Raw genomic sequence first — 255 nt, 5'->3', positions numbered from 1 at the left:
CCCGCGGCATCACGATCAACACCGCCCACGTGGAATACGAAACGGCCAACCGCCACTACGCCCACGTGGACTGCCCTGGCCACGCCGACTATGTGAAGAACATGATCACCGGCGCTGCCCAGATGGATGGCGCCATCCTGGTGTGCTCGGCCGCTGACGGCCCCATGCCCCAGACCCGCGAGCACATCCTGCTGGCTCGCCAAGTGGGCGTGCCTTACATCATCGTGTTCCTGAACAAGTGCGACATGGTCGACG

General features: G+C 63.9%; 1 protein-coding gene. It reads left to right on the top strand.

Annotation, left to right across the window (positions count from 1 at the left end):
* The coding region (locus KW835_RS26720; protein ID WP_255593998.1) for a GTP-binding protein at positions 1 to 255 on the top strand (255 nt) is incomplete at both ends.

It is taken from the genome of Acidovorax sp. sic0104, assembly GCF_019219095.1.
Classification (GTDB): Bacteria; Pseudomonadota; Gammaproteobacteria; order Burkholderiales; family Burkholderiaceae_C; genus Acidovorax.
Note: the sequence above shows the minus strand (reverse complement) of the source record. Positions and strands in the feature narration are given on the sequence as shown.